Source organism: Streptomyces sp. SID1328 (genome assembly GCF_009865595.1).
Classification (GTDB): Bacteria; Actinomycetota; Actinomycetes; order Streptomycetales; family Streptomycetaceae; genus Streptomyces; species Streptomyces griseoluteus.
Window position 1 is genome coordinate 1 of the sequence record NZ_WWKH01001052.1, and the last position, 2,850, is coordinate 2,850.

Annotated in this window: 2 protein-coding genes, 2 pseudogenes and 1 riboswitch; of the genes and pseudogenes, 3 read left to right on the forward strand and 1 reads right to left on the reverse strand. The window is 71.5% G+C overall.

The window, feature by feature from the left end; translation table 11 throughout:
* Positions 1 to 241 (reverse strand): annotated as a pseudogene (locus GT030_RS33920) (hypothetical protein); the annotation flags it as partial.
* A gap of 117 nt (positions 242 to 358) precedes the next feature.
* On the opposite strand from GT030_RS33920, the gene GT030_RS33925 reads away from it, so the two are divergent.
* The 3 genes and pseudogenes from GT030_RS33925 to GT030_RS33935 form a co-directional block, all read left to right on the forward strand.
* Positions 359 to 712: a hypothetical protein gene (locus tag GT030_RS33925; RefSeq protein ID WP_161204344.1), complete on the forward strand. Its 354-nt coding sequence runs from the start codon at positions 359 to 361 to the stop codon at positions 710 to 712.
* A 17-nt stretch (positions 713 to 729) separates the two neighbouring features.
* On the forward strand, positions 730 to 1,914 hold the full coding sequence (locus tag GT030_RS33930) for a glutathionylspermidine synthase family protein (RefSeq protein ID WP_161204345.1): 1,185 nt from the start codon (positions 730 to 732) through the stop codon (positions 1,912 to 1,914).
* A gap of 43 nt (positions 1,915 to 1,957) precedes the next feature.
* Positions 1,958 to 2,043, forward strand: a riboswitch (ZMP/ZTP riboswitch).
* A gap of 38 nt (positions 2,044 to 2,081) precedes the next feature.
* Positions 2,082 to 2,850: pseudogene (locus GT030_RS33935) on the forward strand (glycine hydroxymethyltransferase); the annotation flags it as partial.

Consider the following 2,850-nt stretch of genomic DNA (forward strand, 5'->3'; position numbering starts at 1 on the left):
CCGCGAGGCTCGCGGCCAGCGCGGCGCCCACCGCGTAGATCGGCACCGAGCGCAACGCGAGGATCTGGAACACGAAGCCGAGCCCGTCAAGGGCGAGCCCCGCCGCGTACCGCCACTGCCGCACCGCCCGCAGCAGCAGCGCCGCCTCCCCGCCGCCCTGTCCTCCGGCCGCCCGCGCGGCCACCGCCTGAAGCACCGTGGCCGTACCGAAGCAGACCGCCGCGCCGAGCGCGCACACCATTCCAAAAAGCACAAAGCGACTGTAGGGGAACGGGCGTACGTGGGGGTGCCCTGCCGGAAACTCACACCTGTCTCTAGGCTGACTGCCGAACGCATCACCGACGGGGGAGAAGAGAAGATGGCCGACACCCGCGCACAGCTGCGCTCCACCACAGTCGTGTTGGGCGGCATGGGGCTGCTCGCCGCCGCCCTCACCGCCTGCTCCTCGTCCCATCCGGACAAGCGCTGCGTGGACCGCGACAGCTACAACGTGGCGAAGGGCTACCACGTCGTCTCCGACAAGAACTGCAAGTCGGGCTCCAGCGGCGGCGCCTACTACTACGGCGGCAAGAAGAAGGGCTCCTGGGTCCGCAGCGGCTCCTTCACTCCGCCCCGCAAGTCCGGCGGCGGCTCCGGCCGTTCGGGTGACGACGACAGCCACAGCGTGCACCGGGGCGGCTTCGGCGGCGGCCACGGCAGCTCCGGCGGCTGACCGGCCGGGCCGCGCGCATGGAACGCCGTACGATCACGCCCCGTCCCGACTGGCAGCGCACCGTCGAGGAGCAGGGGATCGTCTACCCGCTCACCCGCCACCCCGACGGCTCCCTGCGTCCCTACTGGGACGAGAGTGCCCACTACGTCTTCTCGCTGCCCGAGGTCGAGGCGCTGGAGGAGACCGTCGAGGAACTGCACACCATGTGCCTGGCCGCCGCCGGGCATCTGGTGGAGCGCGGCCGGCTCGCCGACCTCGGCATCACCGACCCGCGCGTGGCCGCCGCCGTCACGGAGTCCTGGCACCGACGTGCCGAACTCCCGTCCGTGTACGGCAGGTTCGACCTGCACTACGACGGCACCGGCCCGGCGAAGATGCTGGAGTACAACGCGGACACCCCGACCTCGCTGGTGGAGGCCGCGTCCGCGCAGTGGTTCTGGATGGAGGAGCGCTTCCCCGGCGCCGATCAGTGGAACTCGCTGCACGAGCGCCTGGTCGACACCTGGCGCAAGCAGGCGAAGCTCCTCCCGCCGGGCCCGCTGCACTTCGCGCACTCCTCGGCCGACGAACTCGGCGAGGACCTGATGACGGTCGCCTACCTCAAGGAGACCGCCGAGCAGGCCGGGCTCGACACCGACTGGCTCTCCATGGAGGAGATCGGCTGGGACACGCTCTCCGGCCGCTTCGTGGACAACCGGCTGAAGTTCATCCGGGCGATCTTCAAGCTGTACCCGTGGGAGTGGCTCACCACCGACGAGTTCGCCGGGCACGTCCTGGACACCCTGGACAACGGCGGCGGCACCGGCAGCACCCTGTGGATCGAGCCCGCCTGGAAGATGCTGCTCAGCAACAAGGCCCTGCTGGCGATCCTCTGGGAGCTGTACCCCGGCCACCCCAGCCTCCTCCCGGCCTACCTGGACGGCCCCCGCGAGCTGGCCGCCACCACCGGCTACGCCGCCAAGCCGCTGCTCGGCCGCGAGGGCGAGGGCGTCACCCTGCACCCGCCCGGCAGCCCGGCCCCTCCGGCGCCCGAGGAGACCTGCTGCTACCAGGCCCTCGCCCCGCTCCCCGTCTTCGACGGCAACCACGTCGTCCTCGGCGCCTGGGTCGTCGGCGACCAGGCGGCCGGGCTCGGCATCCGCGAGTCCTCGGGCCTGATCACCGACTCCTACGCTCGCTTCCTGCCGCACGTGATCCTGTAGGGCCTGAACCGCGCGCGCTCCCTCCCCCACGGCCGGTAGGCTGGTCGTGGGCCGTGACTGGCGCGCTGGGATGGGATGGACCATCGGGGAGCGGCCCGGGAGTCAGTGCCGTGCGCCTGGGCCGAACCGAACACGACGACACACCGACGCCCTGTCCGGAGGCCCCCATGCCCGAGAACCCCACCCCGTCCGGCTCCGCCGAGACCACCGCCTACCGCGCCGCGCTCGACGTCATCCGCGCGGTCGAGCCCCGCGTCGCCGACGCGATCGGCCAGGAGCTCCACGACCAGCGCGAGATGCTCAAGCTGATCGCCTCCGAGAACTACGCCTCCCCGGCCACCCTGCTGGCGATGGGCAACTGGTTCAGCGACAAGTACGCCGAGGGCACCGTCGGCCGCCGCTTCTACGCCGGCTGCCGCAACGTCGACACCGTCGAGTCCATCGCCGCCGAGCACGCCCGCGAACTCTTCGGCGCCCGGCACGCCTACGTCCAGCCGCACTCCGGCATCGACGCCAACCTGGTCGCCTTCTGGGCCGTCCTCGCCGACCGCGTCGAGGTGCCCTTCCTCGAGAAGACCGGCGCCCGCCAGATCAACGAGCTGTCCGAGGCCGACTGGGCCGAGCTGCGCCAGGCGTTCGGCAACCAGCGCATGCTCGGCATGTCCCTGGACGCGGGCGGCCACCTCACCCACGGCTTCCGGCCCAACATCAGCGGCAAGATGTTCGACCAGCGCTCCTACGGCACCGACCCGGCCACCGGCCTGATCGACTACGAGGCCCTGCGCGCCCAGGCCCGCGAGTTCCGCCCGCTGATCCTGGTCGCCGGGTACTCCGCCTACCCGCGCCTGGTGAACTTCCGGATCATGCGGGAGATCGCGGACGAGGTCGGCGCGACCCTCATGGTCGACATGGCGCACTTCGCCGGTCTGGTCGCGG